Below are 21,386 nucleotides of genomic sequence, written 5' to 3'. Positions count from 1 at the left end.
CTCACGTCATGCAGTAGCTCCCCGGTCCGAACTGACGGGTACTCGTGGCAGGATAGCCAAATGATGAATCAGGACGCGGAGCGTCTCCTCGAATACATGGACGCCCAAGGAATCGACGGCGGTCAGCAGATCACGCGTGGCTGGCACCATATTGGTGCGTTGATCACAGACTCCGTCCTTCAGCGTCGTCAGAAGTACAAAGCGACCGTCTATCCCCGGGTTCAGGCACTCGTGGAGGAGTGGCCAGATGCTGCGACGACCAGCGGTTTTAGGACTCGGATCAACCAGGGTGGGCTGTCAGAGATCATCCGGTGGAACGGGCAGCAGCGGTTGCAGCAAATCGAGGACATGGTGGCAGTGTTCGAGGCCCTCGAGATCGAAGACGTTGAATCTTTGTTCAAGCGCCTCCAGCCCGGCTCGAAACGCGACGAGTTCCGGACCGTGCTGAGGAAAGTTCGCCACGTGGGCCCTAAAACGGTGGACTACATGGACATCCTGGCTGGCGTCGAAACAGGCACAGCCGTGGATTCCCGCATCAAAAAGCACATGAAATCTGCAGGCGTCTCCAACCTGACCTACTCACATGTTCAAGGTGTCATGCGGAAGGCCGCCGACCTGCGAAATTGGCGCCACGGAGACCTCGACGCCGCCTTGTGGAACGCTGCCTAGACTCGAGAATGCTCCCAGCGCGGAGACCGACGATTAGATCGGAAAAATAGATCGGCATGGGCGTTGCACTCTTCCGCTCGATGCCGCCGCGTTCCCAAACATCAACAGCTAAGCGGCACAGGCCCAGTTCCCATCGACGCGGGAAGAGTCACTAGAATCGGGGTGGCTGGAAAATACTAACCAGCCCAATTGCGTCGAATTACAGGGAGGTCGCGGGTGCCGATCACACGGACCGTTCTGGACGCATCCGAACACCGTCCCGACCAGCCGGCGATCGTTGGGGACGACGGCCAGCTGACCTACGCGCAGCTCGTCGAAGATTCCCGACGGATGTTCGCAGCCGTTGACGCCCTGCACCGTGCCCAAGCCACACCGCCGGCACCGGCCGCGGAAACCGGCGGCATCCCGATCACAGCCGTGAGTATCTCCTCGGCGTTCCACACCTCGCGCATCATCGCGGGTCTAGCCGGGTTCCGAGCCGTGTCGGCGACCATCGACCCGCAGTGGCCGCTGGACCACCGGATCGGCGTCATCCTCTCCACGGGAATCGGAGTCGTCATCAGTGACTCGACCGACCTGGCGGAAGGCCTCATCGCGCGGGGGTGGACGGGCACCATCATCACCCTCGCCGAGTTCAGGCAACAAGAGGCATCTACCGCCCCGGCAGCCGAACCGACGGTGCGGGATGGTGCGGAACCGTTTCTCCTGTTGTTCTCCTCCGGCACGACGAGCAACCCCAAAGCGTTCCTGAAGACTCGGCACCAGTACCGCGAGAACTTCGCCGTCTCCAGCGCGTACCTGGAGCCGTTCGCCGGCGTCGCCACCCTTACTCCCGGTCCGGTGTCTTACAGCCTCACGTTGTACGCGCTCATCGAGTGTCTGGCTTCCGGCGGCAGCGCCCATGTCGCGGATGCCTTCGATCCGGCTGTACTGGGCCGCCGTATTGACGACGAGAAGATAACGCGTGTGGTGGCCGTGCCCGCGATCGTCCAAACACTCGTGGACGCCGCCCGACGCGACTCACAGTCCCTGGCGACGCTGGAACTGGTAGTCACCGGCGGTGCCAATCTCCCCGCGATCCTGCGCACGGGTCTGGCCGACGTACTACCCCACGTGCGACTGATCAGTTACTACGGGGCCGCCGAGATCGGGTTCATCGGTGACAGTCGAGGCGGTGACGGCACCCGCATCAGCGTCTACGAAGGCATCGACGTGAGCATCAGGGACGAGCAGGGTGCCGAAGTGCCCGACGGCGGACCGGGCACCCTGTTGGTCCACGCCGCCTCATGCTCCGACGGGTACCTCCCGGGAACAACGGACGCGGTGCTGCAAGACAACGACGGCTGGGCGACGGTGAATGACCAGGGCCGGCTGGTCGACGGCGCACTGGTGTTGGAGGGCCGCGCCGGAGACATCGCCATCACCGGCGGGCACAAAGTCTCGTTGCCCGGCGTGGAACGCGCCTTCGATGGGATGCTGCAGCTGGGAGCGGTTTGCGCGGTGGCGGTGGCCCACGATCGGCTCGGCACCGTCGTCGCACTCGTCATCGAGGGAGAGGCACCGGAGAAGAACGAACTGCTCGCCCGTGCCCGTCAGGAACTGGCCCCGCAGTTCGTCCCGCGCCGTTGGTACCGGACGGAGCAGCTGCCGCGCACCGTCGGTGGCAAAATCCGCCGCCCGGCCGTCGCCGAGCTGATCACCCACGGCGAGGCGGTGCGGCTGTGAAAGGTCCTCGTCGAGTGGTCATCACAGGGCTCGGAGCGATCACTCCGAGCGGTTTGGACGTCCCGACAATGTGGGACAACGTCCTGAACGGTCGCAGCGCCATCACGACCCTTGACGGCCCCGAGTTTGAGAACCTTGCCGTCCGCATCGGCGGCACCGTGAACGGTTTCGACGCCTCCACGGTCCTGAAGCCAAGCCTGGCCAGACGGCTTAGCCGCAGCCAACACTGGGCAGTGGCCGCCGCCGACCAGGCCATGGAACAGGCCGGCTGGACCCCGGAAGTGGGGGAGATGCCCTGGGACCCCCAGCGGTTCGCGATCATGGCCGCAACCGGCTCCGGACCGGTCGATGCCATGCAACAGGCCACCCGCACCCTGAACCAGAAGGGCCCGCGAGCCGTGCCGTTGACGTTGGCGATCCACGGTGCACCGGATGCCGCTGCGGCCATACTCAGCCAGCGGTACCAGGCGTTCGGCCCCGCGCAGGGGGTATCGGCGACCTGCGCGAGTGGCGCGATCGCCCTCGGGGAGGCGATGCGTCGGATCCGCCACGGCTACGCCGACGCGGTCCTGGTGGTCGGTATGGAGGACTGCCTGAATGCGGTGAACCTGGCGTCGAACGCGAATATGCGGGCCTTGGCCGCCGGGTATGAGGACGACCCGGCTGCCGCCTCGAGGCCCTTTGACCGGGCACGGTCCGGCTTCGTCATGTCGGCCGGCTCGGCGGCCATTCTGCTCGAATCCGAAGAGAGTGCCCGCGCCCGGGGAGCCACCGCATTGGCGGAACTGGCAGGATTCGGTGCCGCCAGCGACGCCTATCACCCGACCGCTCCGCATCCGGAGGGCAGGGGAGCGGCGCAGGCCGTGCGCGACTGCCTAGACGATGCGGGTGTCACCGCGGACGCCGTCGAGCACATCAATGCGCACGGTACCGGAACCCCCGCTGGCGACGCCGCCGAACTGAATGCCCTGGAGGCCGCACTGGGCAACCGGGCCCAGACCATCCCGATCAGTGCCACCAAGTCGAGCATGGGCCATCTGCTGGGTGCCTCGGGAGTCGTCGAAGCGGTCATTGCCGTTCAAACGCTCCGCAGTGGGATCTTGCCGCCCACGATCAACCTCGAGGACCCGGAGTTCGACGGCTGGGATATCGTGACCGGCGAGGCCCGTTGGCAACAGGTCGGCGCCGTGTTGTCGAACTCCTTCGGATTCGGCGGACATAACGGCGCAGTCTTGATCACCCGTGGGAATGACTAACGAGGGAGCACCTATGCCAGACCGAGAGATCCGCCATGCAGAGTTGGCAGAGCAGTACCTGCCCGAGGATCTGTTGGAGCGCTTCCGCGAACGTGCCGACCGCTACGACCGGGAGAACAGTTTCTTCCACGAGGACCTGGCAGAGCTGATCGATCAGCACTACCTCACCGTCTTCGTGCCCGAGGAATTCGGCGGCCCGGGCCTGGGCCTGAACCAGGTGTCCCGCCTGCAGCAGCGCCTGGCCACTGCGGCACCCGCAACGGCACTGGCGATCAACATGCACCTCATGTGCACTGGCGTTGCTCGGGCCCTGTTCGAACGCGGTGACCGGTCGCTGGACCATGTGTTCGGCGAATCCATGAATGGGGAGATCTTCGCCTTCGGGATCAGCGAACCGGCCAACGACTGGGTGCTCCAGGGCTCGAACACCACCGCCGAACCCCAGGACGACGGCGGTTATCTGCTGACCGGGGTGAAGATCTTCACCTCACTGTCCCCGGTATGGACGCGACTGATCACCCACGGGCTGGACAGCACCGACGCCGAGAACCCGACCCTCGTCTACGGGTTCATCGAACGGGGCGCCGAAGGCATCGCCGTCTCGGACCAGTGGGACGTGCTCGGCATGCGCGCCTCCCAGAGTCGGGCCACCACCTTGAAAAAGGTCAGGATGGCGCCCGGGCGGGTCGTTCGGAAAATGCCGACCGGACGCCACCCCGACCTGTTGACCTTCGCGATCACGAGCAACTTCCAGCTGCTGATCGGTTCGGTTTATGCCGGGGTCGCCCACCGCGCCCTCGAGTTGGGAGCGCAAGGGCTCAAGAAGCGGAAGTCGGCCAAGACCGGAACGACCTACGCCGAGGTGCCTGAGTTCCGGACCCGTCTGGCCGATGCCCATATGGAGTACATGGCGGTGCCGGCCCAGTTGGATTCCTATAGTCGTGACTTCGACGAACTCGTCGACCACGGCGCGGGCTGGCCGTTGCGGCTGGTCAGCGCCCGCATCAACGCCTCGAACGTCGCCCGCCACGCTGCCGAAGCCGCGCTCATGTGTGCCAGCGGCAGCGGATTCAACAAAGGGAACGAACTCAACCGGCTGTTCCGTGACGCCACCGCCGGGCTGTTCCACCCGCCGACCACCGACGCCGCGCGGCCCATGTACGCGGCGGCCCTGCTCGACGACTGAACCGGCGGCCCACCCTCGCCCTCACGGGCCACAGACTGATCCCCATCCGTTGATTGGCCGTTGGTCTAATGGCTGGGCCGCCTGGCCTCAACGGTATACATCGGATGTTACATGGGCTCTGGTGCTGGATCGGAAACTGAGAACAGCCGCGTGACCAATGCGCGGGCGGCGCCGTGGAGTCCGGCGTTGGCGCCGAGGCTTGCGGCCCGGATGGTCAAGCTGCGGGTAGCTAGCGGGTGGCATCCCTCGTAGATCTGGCTTCGGACGGCGGCAATGAAAAGCTCGCTGGCTGCCATGGCGCCGGTGAGGAACAGCGCGTGAGGGTTGACGAAGTTGACGATCCCGGCCAAGACATCCCCCAGATGCGTGCCGGCTTGGCGCAGCATCGTCGTAGCGGACGGATCGGCTGCCGAGACCATCGAGAGGATATCCGCCGTCGACTCGACCGGCAGGCCTTGGTATTTCAACGCCCTCACGAGACCGGCGCCGCTAGCCACGGTTTCCAGGCACCCGAGATTTCCGCAACTACAGGGTAGGTCTCCGGCTGCGGGGAGCCGGGTATGTGTGAGATCCCCGGCCGCTCCGGTGGCGCCATAGTGGATCGCCCCCTCAACGATGATCCCAGCGCCGATCCCGGTTCCTGCCTTGACGGTGATGCTGTGTTCCCCGGGACCGAACTGTGCGTAGTGCTCACCCAGAGCACAGAAATTGGCGTCGTTCCCCACCACTGCGGGGCATTCGAATTCTTGTTCCAGCCACTGTGGGATATCGAATCCGGGCCATCCCGGCATGCGGGCTGGCATGTCGAGCTCTCCGCTGAGCGGGTTGACGGGACCGGGCAGGGAAAGCGCTACCCCAATGATCTGTGTGGAGTCATCACCTTCAGCTGCAAGGGAGCGAAGTGCCCCCGCCAGTTGGGGCATGGTGGCCTCCGGCCCGTCAGTGGTGAGAAGCGGTAGCTCGCCGGTTCGCAGCAATTGTCCGGTGGCATCAAAGAGGCCCAATCGGGCGTGGTGCCCACCGATCTCGGCGACAACCAAACAGCCGGTGGCCGACGTCAGGCTCAGGATGGTGGCGCGGCGGCCACCCAGGGATGCGGTTTCCCCGCTTTCGGTGACCACTCCCTGATTGAGCAGTTCACTCACACGCGCCGAGACCGTCGATGGCGCCACTTCCAACAGGCGCACCAAGTCGCCACGAGTTCGGGCTTGACCGCTCGCCAGCGCCGAGAGGATCACGCGGCGTTGCTGAGCCGTGGAAGATGCCATCGAGCGTGCTCCTTTCGGTGTGAAAACCGGGACGCCGTAAACATCGGATGTCCCCATTGTAATTCGCGTCTCATTCTGACAGAGTAACTAATTACGCGAACAAACAGAAGTTGGTTCGATATTGAATAAAGTCCTGGTGCCTGCCAGCCTCTGACGGTCAGGTATTCGAGATTCGTAGTCCGGGTGCGGCCCGGTTCTTCCCAAAGGAGTGGACGAATGAAGAGAACTCACCTCGGTGGCCTGGCCATAATTGCCTCGACGGCACTCGCGCTGACGGCCTGCGGCGGCGCAGGAAACGGCGCCACCGCAGATTCCTCGGCGATTGTCGTCGATATGTGGGCTGGTAGTGACGATGACACCAATGTGCTCAATAAGCAGTTGGACATGGTCAAGGAAGACCACCCCGACATGGACGTTTCGATGCGGATGGCACCCTGGGGTGACTACTTCACCAAAATGACGACGAACATGGCTTCGGGGAACATGGCCTGCGTTTCGGGTATGAACAGCGGACAGCTCTCCAGCTATACCGACGGCTTCGCCGAACTGACCGCAGAGGATCTGGAGACTGCTGGCCTCTCCGAGGACGACTTTGCTCCCGGCGCATTGGAGATCCTGAAGAAGGACGGCAAGCTCTACGGCATTCCCTTCGACGTGTCGACCATGCTCGTCTACTACAACGCCGATATGTTCCAGAAATCCGGCGTCGATGAACCTGCGCTGGACTGGACCTTCAAAGACTTCGAAAAAACAGCAGAAGACGCCACCCAGGATGGAAAACACGGCTTCGCCGTCGGCATGGCCGAGTTCCAGTGGCAGGCCCTCCCCATCGCCAAGGCAGGCACCCAACCCGTCACCGCGGACGGCACCTTGGATATGACCAACCCGGCCTTCGTCGACGCCGCCTCCTGGTACTCCTCGCTGGTGACCGAGAAGAAGGTGGCCGCTCCGGCAGCCAGTGCCTCCGAAGCAGGCTGGGGCGAAACCCAGTACACCAGTGGCAATGCGGCGATGGCCGTGGATGGCACGTGGAACGCCGTCGGCTATCTGGATAACGACAACGGCTTCAAGGCCGGTCTGGCCCCGCTGCCCACCGGCGAGAACGGATCGCTGGGCCTGGTCATGGGCTCGGGCTTCGGCATTGCCAAGGATTGTGCCAATAAGGACGAAGCGCTGAAGGTCCTGGGGTCTCTGTTGAGTAAGAAGTCGCAGGACTACATTGCCTCCACCGGCCGCAGCTACCCGGCCCGCGCCGCCTCGCAGCCTGTCTACTTCGAATCCTTGGATCCGGAGTACCGCGATGACGTGCAGGAGGTCTTCGACCAGGCCTTCGAACAGCTGGAAGGCCAGAACGTGACTGATGACTGGTCTCAGGTGGGCACCTACATCCAACCGAACCTGGTCAGCGTCTACAACGGCCAGGAAAAGATGGCCGACATGCTGAGCAACACCCAGAACCAGTTCGCCAAGTAACTAAGGAAATCCCACGAGATGACCACCACCCTCACCCCCACCACCGGCGGCAAACGCCGCGGGGCGATGGCGAGGGCCGAATCACGGCAAGCGTTTGGGTTCGTTAGCCCAGCGCTTGCCGGCCTCGCCCTTTTCACCATCGTGCCCGTTGTCCTATCAGTGGTGATGTCCTTCTTCGACTGGCCCACCTACGGCGATAAGAAGTTCATCGGCCTCGATAACTACATCAAGCTGTTCACGAGCAGTCCTGATTTTCTTCCGGCGCTGCGCAACTCGGCAGTGTTCACCCTGTTGTACGTTCCGATCAGCGTTGCTCTGTCGCTGGGGCTGGCACTGTTGCTGCACGCCCGCATCAAGGGCCGTGGCGCCCTGCGGATCCTCTTCTTCATCCCCGTGGTCACTCCGATGGTCGCCAACGTCCTGGTGTGGAAGATGCTGCTGCAGCCCCAAGGCCTGTTCAATGGGCTCTCGGTGTCGTGGTTCGGTGTCGAATTACCCAACTTCCTGGCAGACCCGAACTGGGCGATGATCATGGTGGTGGTCATGTCTGTTTGGCAGGGGCTCGGCTACAACATGCTGATCTTCTCGGCAGCCTTGGAACAGTTGCCGGATTCGGTGATGGAAGCGGCCCGGATGGATGGTTCCGGCGGATTGCGGATGATCTGGAACATCACCTTGCCGATGATCTCGCCGTCGATCTTCTTCGCCACGGTGATGACCATGATCACCTCCCTGCAGGTTTTCGTGCAGCCACAGCTCCTCACGGGCGGCGGACCGGGCAACTCCACCCAGCCGTTGGTGCAGTTCATCTACAACCAGGGTTTCAAGTTCCAGGACATGGGGCTCGCGGCCGCGGCCGCATGGATTTTGTTCGCCATCATCATCGTGATCACCGGCTTGCAATTCGGCGCGCAGAAGAAATGGGTCCACTATGAGCACTGATCAAATCACCCGCCCTGCCCGCACCGGACAGCCGGACGACGATACCGCCGCCGTGGCGACCGGAGAGCCGACACGACGCCAACGGCGTGGCCAGGCCCGGGCCGATCGCCGAGCCCGAAATGCTGCGATGAGCACCGGAGCGAAGTGGAAATTGCTGGTGAACCACCTGGTGCTTTATCTCGGGGCACTGGTATTCATCTTCCCGCTCATCTATGCGTTCTTCGCAGCACTGAAACCGAATAACGAGATGTTCTCCATGCCTCCGAGCCTGATCGGTTCGGAGATCCGCTGGTCGAACTTCGCCGAAGTCTTCGAATACGGGCCATTCTGGACCTATATCGGCAACTCGCTGTTCACCTCGGTTGCCGGCACCCTGGTCACCATCGTGGTGTCGACCACCGCCGGTTACGCCTTCGGGCGGCTGCGCTGGAAGGGCCGCGATATTGTTTTCGTGCTGTTCCTGGCCACCATGATGGTGCCCCAGGAAGTCACCGTCATTCCGATGTTCACCGTGATGCAGTGGTTCGGGTGGGTCGATACCTATCAGGCGCTGATCCTTCCCTTCGCCTTCGGGGCGTTCGGTACCTTCCTGATGCGCCAGTTCTTCCGCGGCATTCCCTATGAACTCGAAGAAGCTGCCAAGGTCGACGGCGTGGGACCGCTGCGGACTTTTCTGCAGATCATCATGCCGCAGGCAAAACCCGCGGTGGCAGTGCTCGCGGTGTTCACCTTCATGGCTTTCTGGAACAGCTACCTGTGGCCGCTGATCGTCACGGTCGATTACAACTCGATGGGAACCCTCCCGGTGGGACTGGCGTCCTTCTCCGGGCTGACCGGGACCCGCTGGGATCTGCAAATGGCCGCGGCCATCATCTCCATGGTCCCCACCACGCTCCTGGTGGTGGCCTTGCAGAAGCATCTGGTCAAGGGAATTTCCATGGCCGGACTAGGAGGTCGCTAGAGTGCCGACCACGAGCCAGGAACCACCCCAGTACGTAATCGGAATCGACTTGGGTGGCACAAAAACCAGTGCCATCGCCGCTGACTTCAGCGGACAGATCCTGGCCGAAGTCACCGTGCCGACCCCCGCAGCATCCGGTGGTGAGGCCATGCTCGACACCATGGGGCAGGTCGTGGACCAGTTGCGCCACGGGGTGGGCGCGGGCCCAGACGCCGTTGGGGTGGGCGCGGCAGGGGTCATCGACCCATCCACCGGGCGGGTCATCTCGGCCTCCGATTCATTCACCGGGTGGAAAGGCTTTTCCCTGGGTGAGCGGCTTGCCGATCTCTGCGGCACGCCGGTGGTGGTTGAGAATGATGTGAACGCCTTCCTGGCAGGAGAGTTGGCCTACGGCGCTGCCAGAGGTTCCCAAAGTGTTCTGGCCTTGGCGCTGGGCACCGGAGTCGGCGGGGCACTGGCCTTTGACGGGCAGATCTTCACCGGCATGCATGGAGCCGCCGGGGAGATCGGGCACACCCCCGGATACGGCAGCGAGCCGTGCACGTGTGGTCAAAGCGGGCACTTGGAGTCGGTAGCCTCAGGGCTGTCCATCCATCGCCGCTACCTCCAAGCAGGTGGAACGGAGCCGGTAGCCAGCACTGCTGGCATAGCCCAAGCGGCACGGGCCGGAGACCCGATCGCCGCCCAGGTCTTCGCCGACGCCGCGGCCGCGCTGGCCCAAGCGATCGTAGCCACCGCCAACCTGGTGGACTTGGACCGCGTGGTCATCGGCGGCGGGGTCCTGGGGGCCTGGGACATGATCGGGCCCCACCTTGAACAAGCCATGGGAAGCACGGGCCCCATCTCCGGTTTTCCGGTGCTGATCCGCCCCTCACGACTCGGCGGCCATGCCGCAGCCCTGGGCGCGGCGGCCCTCGCATGGCAACTGATATCGAACACAGAGCACGACCAGAAGAAAGTGCAGGTTGCCTCGTGAGCAAGCACATCAAACCAGAAGCTTCGGACCTGTGGCCCGGCGCCCTACCGGAACTGTCCGAGACCGGGCTAGGACGCCCACGGATCGGAATCGCCGGAATCTCCATTGAATCCAGCACCTTCTCCCCACATCAGAGCGGCGACAAGGCCTTCACCCAGCGCCGCGGCGAGACGCTCCTGGACTACTACGGCTTCCTCGACGCCGGCGAAGAAATGCGCGATGCCGCGGACTGGATCCCTCTGCTGCAGTGCCGCTCCCTACCCGGTGGCGCCGTGCCCCTAGAGACCTATGAGCGGTTCAAAGCCGAGATTCTCACCGGGATCAGAGCCGGTGGTGCCTTCGATGGTTTCTACTTCGATATCCACGGGGCCATGAGCGTGACTGACATGGACGACGCGGAAGGGGATCTGGCCGCGGCGGTCCGGGCCGAGCTGGGCGACGATACCCTCATCAGCGCGTCCATGGACCTGCATGGCAACGTGTCCCGACAGCTCCTGGACGCCGTGGACCTGATCACCTGTTATCGGATGGCACCCCACGAAGACGCCTGGAATACCAAGGCCCGTGCCGTCCACAACCTCCTGTCCCGGCTTCGAACAGAAGGCGGCGCCGATCCCGTGGCTCGCCGCCCGTATAAGGCATGGGTCCAGGTCCCGGTGCTTTTGCCCGGCGAGAAGACGAGCACCCGCATCGAACCGGCCCGATCGATCTACCGACAGGTGCCTGAGGTCGAGGCGGGCGTCGGAGTACTCGATGCCTCCATCTGGGTGGGCTATGCCTGGGCCGATGAGCCCCGCTGCCAAGCAGCTGTCGTGGTCACCGGCGATGACCCGCGGGCCATCGCCGAGGGGACCCGGAAACTCGCGTCGGCCTACTGGGACGCCCGCGCCGACTTCGCCTTTGTGGCCGACGCACTGGATCTGGACGCCTGCCTGGACGCGGCCCTGGCTTCCGGGGCGCCGCGGCCCTATGTGATCTCCGATTCGGGGGATAACCCCACCGCCGGCGGCGCCGGCGACGTGTCCTGGACCCTCGGCGAGTTGCTTCAACGACCAGAACTGGCCGACGGGGCCGTGACCTTGATCCACGCCTCAATCTTTGACGAACAAGCAGTATCGCAGGCCGTAGCCGCTGGGGTGGGCGCACAGGTCGATTTGCAGGTCGGCGCCAACGTCGACGCGGGACCGGCCGGGCCGGTGAACCTGAAGGGCACCGTTTTCTCGATCACCACAGGCGATCCTGAGGCCGGCACCCAAGTGGTCATCTCCTCCGGCGGGGTGCACGCGATCATCACCGAACGTCGCAAACCGTTCCATCACCTCGAGGACTTCACGAAGCTGGGCCTGGACCCACACGCCACGGATATCGTGGTGGTCAAGATCGGCTATCTGGAACCCGAACTCTACAAACTGGCCGCCGGGTGGAAGCTGGGTCTGACACCGGGTGGCGTCGACCAGGATCTCATCCGTCTGGGCCACGCACGACTGGCTCCAGGGGTTTTCCCGTTTACCGATGACCCGACCGCCGGGGAGCTGGATATCGTCGTCTCCCGCCGTGAAGGACAACAGATCGTGGAGGTACAGAGTGCTTAACTTCGAGAAACGCATTGGTCCAGACTTCGGTCAGCAGGCACCGGTCTATCCATCGACGACGGTGCCGCAGTGGTACCAGGACGCGAAACTGGGCTTCTTCATCCACTGGGGCCTGTACTCGGTGCCGGCATGGGGTACCCCACCTTCCGAAGACCCCGTACCCACCGAGGATGCTTACGCCTACCATCAGTACGCGGAATGGTATGGGAACACCGTTCGCATCCCGGGCAGCCCCACCTGGCTTCACCAACAGGAAGTCTATGGAACCGGGACCAGCTACGAGGACTTCGCCGACCGGTGGGATGTCGGCTCCTTCGACGCCAGGACCCTCGTGGGCCAGCTGGTCGACGCCGGTGCGCAATACATCGTGCCGACCACCAAACACCATGAAGGCTTCTGCCTCTGGGACACCGCTACCACGGGCTTCAACGCCAAGGCCCGTGGGCCCCGTCGTGACCTGATCGCCGAGATCGCCGCAGCAACCCGTGAACTCGGGGCGCGTTTCGGCGTCTACTTCTCCGGCGCCCTGGACTGGCACGTCAGCGACTTCCCGCCGATCGAGTCCGACACTGACCTGTTCCGCTTCCGACGCAATGACGAACAATTCGCCCAATACGCCGCAGCACAACTCCGCGAGCTGATCGAGAGATTCGGCCCGGATATCCTGTGGAACGACATCGACTGGCCCGATGGAGGCAAAGGGTGCGAACCCTGGGCCGTCGCCTCGCTCCTGGACGAATACTTTGCCCAGAACCCCGAGGGCGTGATCAACGACCGGTGGGGAGTGCCCCACCACGGATATTTGACGCGCGAGTACCGCAACATCGACGAGATCATTCCGACCCCCTGGGAATCGACTCGAGGCCTCGGCTACTCCTTCGGCTACAACCAGAGCGAAAACGAAGAGCACTCGCTGACCGGTGACGAATTGGTGCGCCTGCTCATAGACGTCGTCGCCAAGAACGGCAACCTGCTGATCAACGTCGGCCCGCGAGCCGACGGCAGCATCCCCGAGCTGCAGGCACAAGCCATGGCCCAGTTGGGTGACTGGCTACGGGTGAACGGTGAGGGAATCTATGGCACCCGGCCGTGGGGTCGCTTCGGAGAACAGACAGCCCACGGCGCCGTGGCCTACACGGTCAAGGGTGCAGACGTGTACGTGCACGCCCTGGATCCGTCCTCCGGCACACTGTGCCTACCGGAGGAACTGCTCGGAAAGGGCAGGGCTTCCTGGCTGCTTCCAGAGGGGGCCAACCATGCGCAGGTAGGCGCCAGCGGAGTGATAGAGATTCCAGCAGTGCTGCACGAGGCTCCGGCAGCAGTGCTCAAACTAGGGGGTGCCCTCTGATGCCGACCGGACGGCTGGCCCTGGAAATCGCGGTCCAGGACCCTCGGGGTGCGGACGTTGCCGCGGCGCTCGGAGCAGACCGAGTCGAGCTGTGCAGCGCGTTGGTCACCGGAGGACTGACCCCGTCCTTGGGTTTGGTCGATGCCGTGCTGGAGGCCACCGCAGGTCACGAGGACTTCGTCCATGTTCTTGTCCGTCCCCGCGGAGGCGGATTCCGCTACGACGGATCCGAGGTGGAGGTCATGGAATGCGATATCAGAATGCTGCGGGAACTGGGCGTCGCAGGCGTTGTCATCGGCGCACTGGATGGGAGCAACCGCGTGGACCTCGACGCCATGCGGCGCCTGATGGATGCCGCAGAACATCTGGAGGTCACCTTCCATCGGGCCATCGATACCTGCGCACAGCCGGTGGCAGTCCTCGAACAACTGCTGGAGCTGGGCGTTGGCCGGGTGCTCACCTCCGGCGGAGCATCACGCAGCGTGGACGGTCTGGAACAGTTGACCCGGCTAGCCGCCGTTGCCGACGGGCACATCCAGATCATGGCAGGTGGCGGCGTACGCATCGAGGATATCCATGCCGTGGCAGGTTCAGGGGTCGATGCCGTCCACCTTTCTGCCCGCACGACGCGCGACGATGCAGGACCCAGTGGGCCGGGGGGCGGCCAAGGATCCTACGATGTGACCGACGCTGAACTGGTCAGGGCCGCCGTGGACGCAGTGGCTGCCACATCCTTGCGGACTCTCGTCTAGAGGGGTCTAGATAGCTGCCGGGAACGGCCGTTGCCGCTACGTGGGGGATGGCTAGCGTCCCCGGGCTACAGTGGGAAGAGATTTTTGCCCGTTCGCACCGGACCGGAGTCCCCATGAGTGCACCACACCGCCGTCGTCCACTGTCTGTGGTGTGCGCGGCGCTCGCAGGATTCCTCCTGGTCGGTGCGCTGGCGGGCCCGGCAGTTGCCAGTGAGGCCCCCGAACCCGCAAGTCCGTCGGTGCTGACCCCCGACCGGCCCGATGAGGACGAGGGGAAGATTCGCATCCCCGGGCGCGAAGCGGAATCCGAGCATCTGTTCCTGGCCGTCGTCGACGCCGCAGCGAACCGGGTCAAGGCCCCAGACATCGTCGAGGCGGCGGAATCCGCCGGCATCGGAAAAGGCACCCGGATCCTGTTGGCGGTGGACCAGCAACCCACCAAGATCAAGAACGCCGCCCAGCTGGTCCGTGGCTCGTTGATGTTCGGGCAGTCCGATGCCCTCGCCGATGACTGGTTGGAGAACGGGAAATCCGAGGGCTACGTGGGGAAGGACTGGATCGTGCTCGGGGTGATCCTGCCCGAAAACGACGGCGGCCCGGTCGACGTGTCCATTGAACCCGGACGCAATATCGAACTCACCGACGACACCAGCCTCGAAGCCATCGCCGGCAGTGGAACGGCTGCCTTCGATGAGGGCCGGTACACCGAGGGCCTCTCCGAACTGGCCGTGGCCGCCGGGACCGGCCTGCACGCCCGCTCCAACCCGTTGCCCTGGGTGCTCGGGGGAGTGGGGGTCGTGGTCCTGGCCGGGATCGGCGCCGCGGTGGCCAGTAGCCGGCGGAACCGGCGCGCACTGGCACAGCAGGCGCGGGAGGAAGAGGTCGCGTCCCTGCGGGCACGGATCCATGAGAAGGCCGGGGAACTGCGCCAACGCGGTGACACTCCACCCCGGGGCGGGAAACCCGGGCCGGTCGCCGCATCCGTCGCCCGGTTGACCACGCAGCTGGTGGAACGGACGGCGGGGGAGGAACAGGCCGCTGAGGCCGCGGCCGCCGATGACACCGCGAGCGTGACGGCGATCCTGGAACGACTGAACACCCAGCAGCGCGCCCTGAGCGGGATCGACCTGCTGCTGGGCTCCGGCAAGAAGGCGAGGCAGGCCCGGCAACGCCAGATCCACGCCCACCGGGAACGGTTGCAGGACCTCGCCGAGGGCCTCGACGCCCCGGGCGCCCGGCAGCTCGAGGCAGCTCGTGACGTGGTTGCCCTGCTGATTGAACAGACCCGCGCGCTCGACGATATTGACCAGGCCGTCCGTCGGGCTGCCAAACGCGGGCGTCGGAACCCCGGCTACGACCTGCTCGACCGGCTGGAGGCGTTGCGCGGCGAACTCGACGCCGTCACCGGGCGCCTCCTCGCCCAGGCCGCTGCGGCCGAAGTGGAACTCGGACCGAAGCTGGTTGGCCCGGGAACCGCCGACGGAGGGCAACCCGGCGCCCACGACGTCCTCGCCCAGTTGGCCCGGGCCGTTGCCCTCCTCGATGCTGCCGAAACCGCCCGTGCGCCGGACGCCGGGAGGCCAGCATGAGCGCCGCCGCCACGGGCCGCCTGGTGCGCGCCGGAGATTCGCGCCCCCACTTTGGTTTCCCCTGGCTGGCCCTGGTGCTCGGGGTCATCACCCTGCTCTTCGCCGGCTTCGGGTGGAACGCCGTCACGTCCGAGCCGGAAGCCCAGGTGAGGATCGTCGTAGAGGGCTCCCCGGGCCACGGCATCAGCCAGTCCACCGTCGACGCCGCCCACACCGGGCCCCTCCGTTCGTGGAAGCCGCTGACCCTCAAGGTCACCGCCGACCACCTCAGCTACGACCAACAGCACGGCCGAGCTGACCTGAACGCCGACGTCGTCCTCTCCACACAGTGGAAGAACGCCGAGAACCCGGCCAGCGACCGGCGCTTCACCGGGGCTGCCCTGCGCTCCTCCGACGACCCGGACGCCCGCTTTGCCATCGGCAACGCCTACCAGAAAAACCTGGGGCTCGGCCATGGTCCGCTGGCCGTGGTGGCCGCCGCCGAAACCGCTGCCGACGTGCTCGGCGGCGGGCCCATCCGCACCCCCGTGTTCTGGGTGGCCGGGACCGGCCTGGGGATCCTGCTCACCGGCACCGCCCTGGCCTATTCGCTGCGCCGCCGACGACGCTGGGAGCACCGGTACCGGCGGCTGGCTACCGCCCAACGCCGTCTCGCCCGGGTGGTCCTGGACTTGGAAGCCCTCGAGGTCACCTATCGGGCGACGCCGGAACGACGCCGTCCCGCCGGCTACACCGTGGCCTGGCGGACCTTGCGGGATTCAACCCTGGAACTGGCCCGCACCGAGGCAGGGGTGATGACCGCCGTCAGGGCCCCGGAGACCGCGCTTTCCCTCCATGCCGGGGGTCTGGTCGATCTTTTTGAGGCCTCGGCCCGCGAACTGACCATCCTGGCCGATGCCCTCCTCGCCGCCGGGGCGGTGCATGCGAACCTCTCCCGCAGCGGCGACGTCTTTGACCGGATCACCACACCCCTGAACGACGCTGCCCGTGAACTGATCATTCGCCTCGAAGCAGCCCCGGTCGACGTGTTTTCGGCCAAGACCATGGACGATCTGCGCGGCAGGTTACGTGCCCTGCTGGAGGCCTCGGCCCGCTCCGGCCGCGGGACGACAGGGGCCGGGGTCCACGCCTGGGCGGAGGCGGAGCGCAGCCTGGAGGGGATCGCCCGGCATATCGCCGACGTCCTGCGCCGCTACCCCCACGGGAAGGTCAAGGCCCGCCGCCGGGATACCGAAGACCTGAGCGAACTGCGCGAGAGTCTGGGCCTGCCGGGGGAGTCCTCGCTGGCTCTGACGGTCCTGGACGAAGCCAATGCCGTGGCCCGGGCACTGCTCGGTGACGTCGAAGCCTACGACGCCCTGTCACCGGCCCGCAAAACCCGTCGACACCGCGGCCACCGTGGCCGTCGGGGCCTGCGGCGGCTCCACCCCGACGACCTCGGCCCGGCAGCAACCGGTCGGCGCGGACGGGTCTGGTGGCTCGGGGGCACCGCCGTCGCGCTCGTGGTCTCGGCCGTCGCCGCGGGGCTGATCACCGGAACCGTGCTGGGCCGGCCCGGCTGGGAGTTGACCGGTACCGACCATCTGCGTAGCTTGAGCATCGACGGGCAGGCCGAGGGCATCACCGAAGAAGGGATCCGCGACTCGCTCGAGGACAAGTTCCCCCAACCCATCGACGTCACCGTGGCCGTCCGGGACGCCGAACAGTATCTGCGGCCGAGCCCCAGAGCCAGCTCGACGCTGGGAGTCGAGGTAGACCCGACGCGCCACCTCGACGCCCTCTGGCGGGTGAAGGGCGAGTTCCCGCAGCTGCTGGACCCGGTGACCGGCGAACTGCGGGCGGACCAGGTCATCATGCCGGTCATGGTGTTCGACGACGGTCGGGTCGCGTTGCCGGGGCAGCTCACCGGGGCTATCGCCCTTGGCGAGGGGCACCGGCTGGGAGCCCCGAACTGGGACGTCCCACACCTCTACGTCTCCTCGCCGGGCTCGGCGGAGGTCCATGTGTCCCAGGGGCTCGAGGGCCTGGCCCGCGGCCTGCAGAACAATGGTTTCCGGGACCAGAACGTCAGCGGGGCGCTGTTGTTCTGGTTGCTGACCGCGACGCTGACCCTGGGACTGCTCACCATCGCCCAGGTGGTGCGGTTCGGTGGTCTCATCTCGGCCGGGCTGGGCCGTTTCGGTCGGGGAGCTGCCGCCCTGCGCACGGTGCGGGCCGACCTGGACCAACTGGCCCTGGGGTTGGACGATTCCCGACTCAACACGGTGGCCGTGCTGGGTGCGGGGGCCGCATCCTCCGGCGCAGAGGCCGATCAGCGCCTGTTTGAACGGGCCCTGGTCATGGCCTGGCGCGAAGCGGCCGATCTGGCGGCACTGCCCCTGTCCGCCCGGCTCTCGCAGCGCTACCTTGAACGGGTCACCCGGTTGCAACGACTCGTGGCCACCTTGGGCGAACGCGACGCCGACGTCCACCGCCGCACGGCAACACTGCTCGAAGCGACCCGGGATACCGGCGGATAGCCAGTGGCCCGGGGCTGCCCCCGTCGAAGACAACGCCGCGCATGACAGCCGGGGATTGACTTGTGACGGGAGCGAAGAAATATTGCCCAAAAAGTGGTTTATCGTCTTGTGACCTGAATTCTGATGTGCCAGACTCCCCGGAGACGCCCCCTTCGCCCGTCCAGCACTGATGAGAGGACCGATGATGACCTCGTCACCGGCACATGTTTTCCGCCGCGCCGCGCTCCCGCTGGCCGCGACCTTCGCCCTGGCCTCCGCGCTGGTGCCGGCAGCCTCGGCGGCCCCGAGCACCCCGCAACCCACAGACTCCTCGGAGCGTGGCGCCGTCGCAGAACAGATCACCGAGTCCCTCTCCTACGGGCAGATTCCTGCAGGCCAGCGGAAGGCCCTGGCCGAACAGGCCTCCGAAGCTTTGGGGGAGAAGGTGCTGCCCGCTCAGATGGGCCAAGGCCAGAAACGCATCGCCGAAACCGGCGACCCCCAGGTACTCACGCTGGAGGAACTGGCCGAGCTGGGCCGAGCGGCGGGCGGCGAGACCGTTTCGATTCCCGACCTCCCCTCAAGCCCAGCGAAAGCACAGAACTCGACCGTGTCGCCGTCGTACACCTCCGGCAATGGCTGGTGGCGTCCGCCGGGGGTTCCCGGGGTGGACGTCTCCGCCCACCAGGGCAACGTGAACTGGTCCTACGCCTATGGCAAGGGGGCCCGCTTCGCCTACGTGAAGGCCACGCAGTCCTGGCCAACCTCGGTGTATAAGAACCCCAACTTCACCCAGCAATACAACGGCTCCTACAACGCCGGGATGATCCGCGGGGCCTACCACTTCGCCATGCCCGCAGCCTCCAGCGCCAAAACCCAGGCCCGGGCCTTCGTCGCCAACGGCGGAGGCTGGTCGGCCGACGGCAAAACCATGCCCCCGCTGCTGGACATCGAATGGAACCCCTATGACGCCAAAACCTTCCCGCAGGGCAAGGGGGACACCTGTTACGGGATGAGCCCGAAGCAGCTCTCGGACTGGATCCATGCCTTCGGCGTCGAGGTCAGGAATCTGACCGGCCGGCTGCCGATGATCTACACCGCCAGCTCCTGGTGGAACCAGTGCACCAATTCCTCCTCCCGGTTCAAGAACTGGGACCTGCATGTGGCGCGCTACCCGGGATCGGCCCAGGACACCCCCGGCGCCCTGCCCGGCGGATGGACCGGCTACCGGCTCTGGCAGTACGCGACGGACACCGGGTTCATTAGCAAGACCGCCGGAGTGGACGGCAACGTCTTCAACGGTTCCCTGACCCAACTGCGCTCCTTCGCCAAGAGCAAGGGCTAACCACCGCCGGCGGGAATCCCGGCACGGAGAGGCACGGAATTCGCCGTCGTCGTGCATTCGCGGGAAGATGGGCCTCATGGATAACGCCACCGGTGCCCCCGATCAGTCATCTGCAGACCAGCCAGCGTCGCAGCAGCCCTGGGTGAAGAACTACCAGCCGGGCGTCCCGGCCGAGATCGAGCTGCCGACCGAGTCGCTGGTCGACATGCTCGAGCACTCGGTGGCCGAGGCCGGCAACCTCCCGGCGCTGGAGTTCTTCGGCCGACGGACCAGCTACCGCGAACTTGGCGAACAGGTCGACCGGGCTGCCGAAGGCCTGCGCACCCTCGGGGTGCGCGCCGGGGACCGGGTGGCCCTGGTGCTGCCAAACTGCCCGCAGCACGTCGTCGCCTTCTACGCGGTGCTGCGCCTGGGCGCCGTCGTCGTCGAACATAATCCGCTGTACACCGCCCGCGAACTGCGCCACCAGTTTGAGGACCACCAGGCACGCATCGCCATTGTCTGGGATAAAGCCGCAGCCGCGCTCGCCGACTTCCCCTCAGATATCGAGATCGACCACATCGTTTCGGTGAACCTGCTCGAGGCCTTCCCGAAGCTCAAACGTGCAGCGCTGGCCCTGCCGGTGGGCAAACTGAAAGCCACCCGGGACTCGTTGACCGCCAAGGCCCCGGGGACCACCGGCTGGAAGAAGCTGCTGTCCCACGGCATGCTCGACCCGCTGCACCCGCGCCCCGACGTGAGTGATCTGGCAGCCATCCAGTACACCTCCGGCACCACGGGTCGTCCCAAGGGGGCGATGCTGACCCACTTCAACCTGTATTCAAACGCCCTGCAGGGCGAGGCCTGGATGGAAGGCGCGCAGTACGGCAAGGAGATCTTCTACGCCATCCTGCCGATGTTCCACGCCTTCGGCATGACGCTGTACCTGACCTACGGGATCCGCAAGCAGGGCCTGCTGGTCCTGTTCCCGAAGTTCGACCCAGAGCTGATCCTGGACGCGATGAAGAAGTCCCCGGCCACCGTCTACTGCGCGGTCCCGCCGATCTACGAACGCACCGCCATCGCCGCGAAGGAACGCGGGGTATCGCTGCGTTCGGCCAAATACTGCATTTCCGGGGCCATGAACCTGCCCGACCATGTCGTCGAACTCTGGGAATCGGTCTCCGGCGGCCTGCTGGTCGAAGGCTACGGGATGACCGAATCCTCGCCGGTGGCCCTGGGTAACCCGTTCCACCCCACCCGGCGCAACGGCACCATCGGGGTGCCCTTCCCCTCGACCCTCATGAAGGTCGTGGACCCCAAGGACGCATCGGCCGAGGTCACGGCCGGAGAACCGGGGGAGCTGCTCATCAAGGGCCCACAGGTCTTCAGCGGCTACTGGAACAACCCCGAGGAAACCGCCACAACGCTGCTGCCCGGCGGCTGGCTGCGCACCGGCGACATCGTCACCGTGGACGACGACGGTTTCGCCACCGTGGTGGACCGGGCCAAGGAACTGATTGTCACCGGCGGCTTCAACGTCTCACCCACCGAGGTCGAAACCGTGCTGCGCCTGCACTCCGACGTGAAGGATGCTGCCACCTTCGGCAAACCCCTGGAACGCGGGGGCGAAATGGTGCTCGCCGCCGTCGAACTCGAACCCGGGGCCGGCCTGGATGAAGACGCGCTGCGTGCACATTGCCGTGAACACCTGGCCGGCTACAAAGTTCCCAAGCGCATCGTGGCCATCGAAGACCTGCCACGCTCTATGCTGGGCAAGATCCTGCGCAAGCAGGTGCGCGAACAGGTGCTGCCCGGACTCTGATC

At 65.5% G+C, this 21,386-nt stretch carries 16 protein-coding genes; 15 read left to right on the top strand and 1 reads right to left on the bottom strand.

The window, feature by feature from the left end; genetic code table 11:
• The first annotated feature begins 60 nt into the window (after positions 1–60).
• The 4 genes from ACT3UE_RS05525 (at position 61) to ACT3UE_RS05510 (ending at position 4,836) form a co-directional block, all read left to right on the top strand.
• The gene (locus ACT3UE_RS05525; protein WP_444566353.1) at positions 61–669 is read left to right on the top strand and encodes a hypothetical protein; all 609 of its coding nucleotides are present in this window, start codon (positions 61–63) and stop codon (positions 667–669) included.
• A gap of 216 nt (positions 670–885) precedes the next feature.
• The gene (locus ACT3UE_RS05520; protein ID WP_444566352.1) at positions 886–2,394 is read left to right on the top strand and encodes a class I adenylate-forming enzyme family protein; all 1,509 of its coding nucleotides are present in this window, start codon (positions 886–888) and stop codon (positions 2,392–2,394) included.
• On the top strand, positions 2,391–3,650 hold the full coding sequence (locus tag ACT3UE_RS05515; RefSeq protein WP_444566351.1) for a beta-ketoacyl-[acyl-carrier-protein] synthase family protein: 1,260 nt from the start codon (positions 2,391–2,393) through the stop codon (positions 3,648–3,650). Before ACT3UE_RS05520 ends, ACT3UE_RS05515 begins: the two co-directional genes overlap by 4 nt.
• A 13-nt stretch (positions 3,651–3,663) precedes the next feature.
• Positions 3,664–4,836, top strand: coding sequence for an acyl-CoA dehydrogenase family protein (locus tag ACT3UE_RS05510; RefSeq protein WP_444566350.1), 1,173 nt, complete (start codon positions 3,664–3,666; stop codon positions 4,834–4,836).
• A gap of 107 nt (positions 4,837–4,943) precedes the next feature.
• Here ACT3UE_RS05510 and ACT3UE_RS05505 read toward each other — a convergent pair whose 3' ends face one another.
• A complete protein-coding gene (locus ACT3UE_RS05505; protein WP_444566349.1) occupies positions 4,944–6,104 on the bottom strand; it encodes an ROK family protein in 1,161 nt (386 codons plus the stop codon).
• A 216-nt stretch (positions 6,105–6,320) separates the two neighbouring features.
• Between ACT3UE_RS05505 and ACT3UE_RS05500 the strand changes: the two genes are divergently transcribed.
• The 11 genes from ACT3UE_RS05500 to ACT3UE_RS05450 all read left to right on the top strand — a co-directional run bounded on the left by ACT3UE_RS05500 (position 6,321) and on the right by ACT3UE_RS05450 (position 21,384).
• Entirely contained in the window at positions 6,321–7,577 is a 1,257-nt protein-coding gene (locus ACT3UE_RS05500) for an ABC transporter substrate-binding protein (RefSeq protein ID WP_444566348.1), read from the top strand.
• A gap of 18 nt (positions 7,578–7,595) precedes the next feature.
• Positions 7,596–8,519, top strand: coding sequence for a carbohydrate ABC transporter permease (locus ACT3UE_RS05495; protein WP_444566347.1), 924 nt, complete (start codon positions 7,596–7,598; stop codon positions 8,517–8,519).
• Positions 8,509–9,480, top strand: coding sequence for a carbohydrate ABC transporter permease (locus ACT3UE_RS05490; protein ID WP_444566346.1), 972 nt, complete (start codon positions 8,509–8,511; stop codon positions 9,478–9,480). The genes ACT3UE_RS05495 and ACT3UE_RS05490 overlap by 11 nt, the downstream gene beginning before the upstream one ends.
• Before the next feature lies 1 nt (position 9,481).
• Positions 9,482–10,456 carry an ROK family protein gene (locus ACT3UE_RS05485; RefSeq protein ID WP_444566345.1) on the top strand — a complete coding sequence of 325 codons (975 nt, stop codon included), beginning with the start codon at positions 9,482–9,484 and terminating at the stop codon, positions 10,454–10,456.
• A 53-nt stretch (positions 10,457–10,509) separates the two neighbouring features.
• Complete coding sequence (locus tag ACT3UE_RS05480; RefSeq protein ID WP_444566396.1) at positions 10,510–12,048, top strand: M81 family metallopeptidase; 1,539 nt, start codon at positions 10,510–10,512, stop codon at positions 12,046–12,048.
• The gene (locus ACT3UE_RS05475) at positions 12,041–13,396 is read left to right on the top strand and encodes an alpha-L-fucosidase (protein WP_444566344.1); all 1,356 of its coding nucleotides are present in this window, start codon (positions 12,041–12,043) and stop codon (positions 13,394–13,396) included. Before ACT3UE_RS05480 ends, ACT3UE_RS05475 begins: the two co-directional genes overlap by 8 nt.
• Positions 13,396–14,148 (top strand): copper homeostasis protein CutC, encoded by a 753-nt coding sequence (locus tag ACT3UE_RS05470; protein WP_444566343.1) that lies wholly within the window; start codon positions 13,396–13,398, stop codon positions 14,146–14,148. Before ACT3UE_RS05475 ends, ACT3UE_RS05470 begins: the two co-directional genes overlap by 1 nt.
• Before the next feature lie 113 nt (positions 14,149–14,261).
• A complete protein-coding gene (locus ACT3UE_RS05465; RefSeq protein ID WP_444566342.1) occupies positions 14,262–15,737 on the top strand; it encodes a hypothetical protein in 1,476 nt (491 codons plus the stop codon).
• Positions 15,734–18,256 carry a DUF5129 domain-containing protein gene (locus tag ACT3UE_RS05460; protein ID WP_444566341.1) on the top strand — a complete coding sequence of 841 codons (2,523 nt, stop codon included), beginning with the start codon at positions 15,734–15,736 and terminating at the stop codon, positions 18,254–18,256. The genes ACT3UE_RS05465 and ACT3UE_RS05460 overlap by 4 nt, the downstream gene beginning before the upstream one ends.
• A gap of 181 nt (positions 18,257–18,437) precedes the next feature.
• Positions 18,438–19,580, top strand: a complete 1,143-nt coding sequence (locus ACT3UE_RS05455) for a GH25 family lysozyme (RefSeq protein ID WP_444566340.1) — start codon at positions 18,438–18,440, stop codon at positions 19,578–19,580.
• Positions 19,581–19,656: 76 nt separating this feature from the next.
• Positions 19,657–21,384, top strand: coding sequence for a long-chain-fatty-acid--CoA ligase (locus tag ACT3UE_RS05450; protein WP_444566339.1), 1,728 nt, complete (start codon positions 19,657–19,659; stop codon positions 21,382–21,384).
• Positions 21,385–21,386: the final 2 nt, after the last annotated feature.

It is taken from the genome of Arthrobacter sp. 179, from assembly GCF_052379645.1.
Taxonomy (GTDB): Bacteria; Actinomycetota; Actinomycetes; order Actinomycetales; family Micrococcaceae; genus Arthrobacter_H.
Note: the sequence above shows the minus strand (reverse complement) of the source record. Positions and strands in the feature narration are given on the sequence as shown.

Excerpts from the sequence above, each read along its gene's own strand:
- ACT3UE_RS05525 (WP_444566353.1), top strand. The coding sequence starts at position 61 with ATGATGAATCAGGACGCGGAGCGTCTCCTCGAATACATGGACGCCCAA.
- ACT3UE_RS05510 (WP_444566350.1), top strand. The coding sequence starts at position 3,664 with ATGCCAGACCGAGAGATCCGCCATGCAGAGTTGGCAGAGCAGTACCTG.
- ACT3UE_RS05505 (WP_444566349.1), bottom strand. The coding sequence starts at position 6,104 with ATGGCATCTTCCACGGCTCAGCAACGCCGCGTGATCCTCTCGGCGCTG.
- ACT3UE_RS05500 (WP_444566348.1), top strand. The coding sequence starts at position 6,321 with ATGAAGAGAACTCACCTCGGTGGCCTGGCCATAATTGCCTCGACGGCA.
- ACT3UE_RS05495 (WP_444566347.1), top strand. The coding sequence starts at position 7,596 with ATGACCACCACCCTCACCCCCACCACCGGCGGCAAACGCCGCGGGGCG.
- ACT3UE_RS05490 (WP_444566346.1), top strand. The coding sequence starts at position 8,509 with ATGAGCACTGATCAAATCACCCGCCCTGCCCGCACCGGACAGCCGGAC.
- ACT3UE_RS05470 (WP_444566343.1), top strand. The coding sequence starts at position 13,396 with ATGCCGACCGGACGGCTGGCCCTGGAAATCGCGGTCCAGGACCCTCGG.
- ACT3UE_RS05465 (WP_444566342.1), top strand. The coding sequence starts at position 14,262 with ATGAGTGCACCACACCGCCGTCGTCCACTGTCTGTGGTGTGCGCGGCG.
- ACT3UE_RS05460 (WP_444566341.1), top strand. The coding sequence starts at position 15,734 with ATGAGCGCCGCCGCCACGGGCCGCCTGGTGCGCGCCGGAGATTCGCGC.
- ACT3UE_RS05455 (WP_444566340.1), top strand. The coding sequence starts at position 18,438 with ATGATGACCTCGTCACCGGCACATGTTTTCCGCCGCGCCGCGCTCCCG.
- ACT3UE_RS05450 (WP_444566339.1), top strand. The coding sequence starts at position 19,657 with ATGGATAACGCCACCGGTGCCCCCGATCAGTCATCTGCAGACCAGCCA.